Consider the following 6481-nt stretch of genomic DNA (forward strand, 5'->3'; position numbering starts at 1 on the left):
GCACTCCTGTCGCTCCGGTTGCTCCCGGAATCCCCGTCGCTCCTTGTGGGCCAGCTGGTCCTCTTGGTCCCCTAGGCCCAATCGCATTTCTAGAAAATGGATCATTTAACGTCAAACTATTGTTCAATAGATTCCGATTTCTTTGGCAACACTCTCTTTTATTATGAAATTTCATTCTACGGTACCTCCTCTCCCTCATCCTATTCATATCAATTACTTACTGCTTAAACACATAACTATAATGAATCAAAAAATCAGGATACCTTATTAAATTTGAGTCTATTAAAATAGGAAAATTAGGACCTTTTATTTTGAACAAAAAAAACACAACTCGCTAATAATACAAGTTGTGTTCAATATATTGAATCTATTTAGATACCTATTCAGTTTAAATTAGTTTCTAGGAATATATCGTAAAGGATCTACCGCATTAGATTTTGCTTGATTCCAACCGCCCTCATGTACTTCAAAGTGAAGATGTGGACCCGTTGAATGACCCGTATTACCCATTAAACCAATTTGCTGACCACGTGAAACTCTGTCACCAACACTAACATCTCGACGCTCTAAATGAGCATATAATGTCGTGACTTGTCTTCCATCTACGATATGACTAATCATCACATAATGACCATAGCTGCTTGAAAATTGTGATGTGATAACTTGTCCAGCTTCAGCCGCCCAAATTGGCACATCTCCAGTACGACCATTTTTACCAATATCAATTCCGTAATGCATGCTACCACCGAAACTACCATTTGGACCGAAAGAACCACGATAACCGTACGTTGATGTTAAAGTACCAGTCGCAGGTCTCATAAAGATTGTTCCTGACTCTGCAGGCTGGCTTACACTCGGACTTCCACCACCCGAATTGCTATTATTTGAACCTCCACCACCTGAGCCTGAGCCACTTGATGGATTATTATTACTAGACGCTTGTTTTGCCGCCGTTTGCTCGGCTTCACGTTGCTTTCGCTCTTCTTCTGCTTTTCTAGCTTCTTCTGCCTTACGAGCTTCCTCAGCTTTTCTAACTTCTTCCGCTAAACGAGCTTGTTCCTCTTCCCATTCCTTCAATTGTTGCTTTAATGCTGCTTCTTGAGATTTTAAAATTGATTCTTGTTCTTCAATGTCCATAATATGATTATGTATGTCGCTTTGTTTTTCTTCCATCTGCTCAAGTAGCTTTTCTTTTTCTAATTTCTGATCATTCAGTTCTTCTTTTAGAACCTCTAATTCATTTAAATGCCCTTCTAATTTCTCTAAATTATTTTCAACGGCTTCTTTATTCGCTTCTAATGCTTCTTGGTCGGCAATATGAGCTTCTAAAATATTCCGATCCTGCTGAGCGATAAGTGTTAGAGCTGCCATACGATCGATTAAATCACTAAAACTATTTGCCCCAAGGATAACCTCAAGGATATTCACTTCGCCTCGTTGATACATCGTTTTTGCTCTGTCTTTTAATAGCTCATCACGCTCTGCTATCCGTTCTTCCAAGATTTTAATTTCTTCTTTTAACGCCGCAATCTCCGCTTCAACTTCAAAGATTTCATTTTGTTTTGAGCTAATCTGATTATTCGTATCAACCAATTCTTGGTCAACTGTTTCAAGCTCGTTATTTAAACTATTAATCTCAGATTCTACTTCTTGAAGCTCAGAAGCTTTTTCATCCGCTTCCTCTTGAATTTGCTCTCTTTCTTGTTCCACATCAGAAATCTGATTTTTAATCTCTTCATTTGCTGATGCTGCTGGTGCTAAAATAGCTTGTCCTGCAAAAACAGAGACGGCTACAGCAGCTGCAACCGTCAAATTAATAAGCTTTCTTTTCATTCAACCGTTCCTCCTATTATTTCTGTTTTCTATTTATATGAGGCGTTTTGTTTGAGCGATCTAGCTTTATACTTTTAAGAATTTACGTACCGACATTAAACTTCCCCAAACCCCTACAATGGCTCCAATTCCAACGATGACAAAGGATATTTGCCAAATAAACGCAGAAGGTGAAAGTAATGAAAAATTCATTGCCTGAAAGGCCGTATCAAAGTTTTGGAACAAATAATTATATCCAAAAGCAATAATAAGCACTGGTATGATTGAGCCAATGATTCCAAGTAAAAACCCTTCAATAAAGAACGGCCAACGAATAAAACCATTGGTAGCCCCTACTAACTTCATAATCTTAATTTCTCGTTGTCTAGCAACAATTGTAAGTTTAATTGTGTTAGCAATGAGGAATATAGCAGTAAAGAGCATACCGACAACTAACACAGCACCAATCACACGAATGAAGTTGGTCACTGTAAATAGATTCTCAATAATATCTTCACCATAATAAACACTCTCAACATAAGTAAATTCAGTGATTTCTAGAGCTAAAGGTTCTGTTAGCTGTGGTGTTCCGGCACGCACAACAAACACATCATTTAATGGATTCTCATCGCCACGAAACGATTCAAATACAACACTATCCATACTATCAATTAATTGATTTAATCCTTCTTCCCGACCAACAAAATCAACTGATTCGACGTCACTTAGTGCTAATATTTCTTCTCTTAACTCATCCTGATTTTCTTCCGAAGCTGTCAAATCAATATGAACTCGAATTTCAACATTATCTTCAACTGAAGCCGTTAAATGATTAACATTAAATATTAATAGAAAAAAAACACCAACGACAAAAAGCATAATCGTCACAGCACTAACAGAGGCAAACGTCATCCACCCATTACGTGCTAGGTTTTTGGTTCCTTCTTTTATATGTCGTCCGAGGGTACTAAGCTTCATAACCGTAGTTCCCCCTTACCTCGTCACGTACAATTCGACCAGATTCTATCGCAATAACACGCTTTTTGATTGTATTAACAATATCTTTATTATGTGTGGCCATTAAAATCGTCGTACCACGGTGATTGATTTCATCTAAGACATCCATAATTCCCCACGACGTGTCTGGATCAAGGTTACCTGTAGGCTCGTCCGCAATCAATAACTCTGGAGAATTAACAATAGCTCTTGCAATGGCTACCCTTTGTTGTTCACCACCTGATAATTCCGATGGATAAGAACGTGCTTTATTTTTCAATTGCACAACCTCTAGGACATCCATCACCTTACGCTTAATGACATCACCTTTCTCTTCTATTACTTCTAGTGCATAGGCAATGTTTTCATATACCGTAAGCTGTTGCAGGAGTCTAAAGTCCTGGAATACAACCCCAATTCGTCTTCTTAAATACGGGACTTCTTTCTCTTTCATCTTACCGATATTTGTGCCCGTAATAATGATCTCGCCTTTTGTTGGCTTCACTTCACGGTACATTAACTTTATAAAAGTTGATTTACCTGCTCCACTTGGACCAACCACATATACAAATTCACCTTTATCTATAGAAATGTTAATGCCATTAATGGCTTTCACATTATTTGGATAAGTTTTCCAAACGTCATTCATTTGAATCATTTCCATGTTATCACTTCCTTGCGCTCTTTTTTAACTTAACGTCACGAACTCGACATTAATTGCGCGAAATTCATTAATTTAACGCGTATTTCATATGTTGAATTATGTAAAAATCACACCCTTTTTGAACAGTTTTGTCATACTGCCTATTCATTATAACACTATTTAAAAAGTCATGACCTAGCATTTTTATTACATTTTCATTTCAAAGTCAACTAATAAATCTTCTAAATATCTTTACCTCAACATCTAAGGTCAATTATGTAAATTTAAAAGGACAACGGAAACCCGCCAAATTTCACACTTTCCATTCATTTCAATCAGGTCTTAATGAATAGATTTTGATAAAAAATGACAGTTATTTAGCACCTAACAAACAAGGACTATAAACCTATTTTCCTATAAAGGTCACAAACCGACACATCCATATTTATAGGTCTTTTTTAGACTATTTCGTCAATTTATTCAATATTTCTAAACAGCAAAAAACCATCCTATCCTTTTTAGAATACTCATATCCCAAAAAGGTAGAATGGTTTAAAAAATTATTGTTGTTCTTCAATCCAAAGAGCTAAATTCTCAGCTTCTTCATCTGAGATTTGTGATTCCGAGAAACTTGGCATCGTGCCTTGTCCATTACGAATTACGGTATAAATATCATCCGCGGTAAATCCTTTACCTGTTAACGCAGGACCGCCTCCACCTGATAAGTCACCACCGTGACAGCCAATACAGCTCTGGTTATACACTTCTTCCGCTTGCGCAACATCAACTGTGCCACCATCTACATCGTTAGCCTCTTCATCACCTGCAGGTGTTTCAGTTCCAGTATCCTCTTCAGGAGCTGTGTTGTCGTCACCACCACCACAGGCTGTTAAGGCAACCACTAGACCTAAAGCAATTAAAAATTTCTTCATCTCTTCTTACCTCCTTTGCTCTTAGATGTTTTAAGTATAGCTTAAATTATCAAGGATTCGTGCGATTAAACCCTTCGCCAAGTACCTCCGTCGCATTCGTAACGATAACAAATGCTTTTGGGTCAATGGTTTTGACAATTTGTTTCAATTTTGTGACCTCGCTTTGGTTGACCACACACATCAATATATCTTTCTCTTGATTTGTATATCCACCAAACCCTTTTAACTTCGTCACTCCACGATCCACCTCTTGCAAAATTCCATCTTTTACGGCTTCTTGACTCTCGGAGATAATTAAAGCTATCTTTGCATATCCTACCCCCATTTGCACAATATCAATCGTTTTTCCGGTAACAAATAAAGAAATTAAAGCATACAGGGCTAATTCAAGACCAAATGCTACAGCTGAGGCAATAACAATTAAACCATCCATAATAAAAACGGCTGCTCCAATGCTGATTCCGGTATACTTTTGAATAATTTGTGCTGCTAAATCGGTTCCTCCAGTACTAGCATTTGCACGAAAGACAATTCCTAAACCTAAACCGACACCAATACCACCAAAAAGTGCACCTAATAACGGGTCTTCAAACCCAACAGACCAATCTCTTGTCAAAAGAACGATAAATGGTAAAAAGGCAGTACCGACTAATGTTTTTAAACCATATTTAAATCCACCTAACAAAATAATCCCTAAAATAAATAAAGGTATATTCAAAGCCCACTGTACGAAGGCTGGCTCAAGTCCAAAAACATGATTCATAATCGTACTAAAACCACTCACGCCGCCCGATGCGATTTTATTCGGTAATAAAAATAAATTAAACGACATCGCCACAATGGCAGAACCTAAAAGTATATGTCCATAAATAAAGAAAAATTGCCAAACCTTTCCTCTTTGTGGCAAGCCTCTCCTACTTCCCATCCCTAAAATGCCTCCCTTAAAGCGTATTCTCCTATTAGTAGTATGTCTATTTTCTACGAATCCTTGCGTAGTATAGCACTACAGAAATCAACTTGTAAATAAGAGTCAGTTAACGCATTAAAGGAGTGCTTTGCAGAGACGCTTAGAACGCCGCACATGTTTAGGCTTCTACCTTTTGTATGAAAGTTGCTTAGGGGCGATGGGTTGTGCCTTGAAGTTAGCTGGTCATCCATCTTGCGATAGATGACCTTTACAGGGCACTGCTCCCTTTTGGTCGTGCGGACTCCTCATGGTGATGGAGTTGTAAAAAGGGCCAACTGTTTGAAAAGTCGCCACTACTTTCATATTTGTTGGTGGCGGAGTGAATGGGGCTTCGCCATGTGGGTTTTGTATAGTGTTCTTAGGGATGCCTTTACTCATCTTCTTCCCTCGAGTAACTGTCTCGTTCAGCCCTTTTCGTTTCTTTACTCGCTCACTTTCCTTGAGTAACTGTCTCGTTCGCCTCTTTTCGTTACTTTACTCTCTCATTTCCCTCGAGTAACTGTCTCGTTCGCCTCTTTTTGTGACTTTACTTATCTTCTTCCTCGAGTAACTGTCTCGTTCGCCTCTTTTCGTTACTTTACTCATCTTCTTCCCTCGAATAACTGACTCGTTCGCCTCTTTTCGTTACTTTACTCGCTCACTTCCCTCGAGTAACTGTCTCGTTCGCCTCTTTTCGTTACTTTACTCATCTTCTTCCCTTGAGTAACTGATACGTTCAGCTCTTTTCGTTACTTTACTGACTCACTTCCCATGAGTAATTGGCACGTTCGCCTCTTTTTGTGACTTTACTTATCTTCTTCCCTCGAGTAACTGTCTCGTTCGCCTCTTTTCGTTACTTTACTCATCTTCTTCCCTCGAGTAACTGTCTCGTTCGGCTCTTTTCGTTACTTTACTCATCTTCTTCCCTCGAGTAACTGACTCGTTCGCCTCTTTTCGTTACTTTACTCACCTACTTCCCTCGAGTAACTGGCACGTTCGTCTCTTTTCGTTACTTTACTCGCACACTTCCCATGAGTAACTGACTCGTTCGCCTCTTTTCGTTACTTTACTCGCTCACTTCCCATGAGTAACTGACTCGTTCGCCTCTTTTCGTTACTTTACTCGCTCACTTCCCATGAGTAACTGACTCGT

5 protein-coding genes are annotated in these 6481 nt (G+C 38.8%); all 5 read right to left on the reverse strand.

The features are described from left to right. Positions 1-393: 393 nt before the first annotated feature. A complete protein-coding gene (locus PQ479_RS19185) occupies positions 394-1833 on the reverse strand; it encodes a murein hydrolase activator EnvC family protein (protein WP_047987165.1) in 1440 nt (479 codons plus the stop codon). Between the two features lie 66 nt (positions 1834-1899). Beyond that, positions 1900-2790: a permease-like cell division protein FtsX gene (gene ftsX / locus PQ479_RS19190; RefSeq protein ID WP_047987164.1), complete on the reverse strand. Its 891-nt coding sequence runs from the start codon at positions 2788-2790 to the stop codon at positions 1900-1902. Beyond that, positions 2780-3466, reverse strand: a complete 687-nt coding sequence (gene ftsE / locus PQ479_RS19195) for a cell division ATP-binding protein FtsE (RefSeq protein ID WP_047987569.1) — start codon at positions 3464-3466, stop codon at positions 2780-2782. The genes ftsX and ftsE overlap by 11 nt, the downstream gene beginning before the upstream one ends. A gap of 545 nt (positions 3467-4011) precedes the next feature. Beyond that, positions 4012-4383, reverse strand: a complete 372-nt coding sequence (locus PQ479_RS19200) for a c-type cytochrome (RefSeq protein WP_047987163.1) — start codon at positions 4381-4383, stop codon at positions 4012-4014. 49 nt (positions 4384-4432) lie between these two features. Next, positions 4433-5308: a YitT family protein gene (locus PQ479_RS19205; RefSeq protein WP_047987162.1), complete on the reverse strand. Its 876-nt coding sequence runs from the start codon at positions 5306-5308 to the stop codon at positions 4433-4435. Positions 5309-6481 lie beyond the last annotated feature (1173 nt).

It is taken from the genome of Alkalihalobacillus pseudalcaliphilus (assembly GCF_028610675.1).
Lineage (GTDB): Bacteria > Bacillota > Bacilli > Bacillales > Bacillaceae_D > Alkalihalobacillus > Alkalihalobacillus pseudalcaliphilus.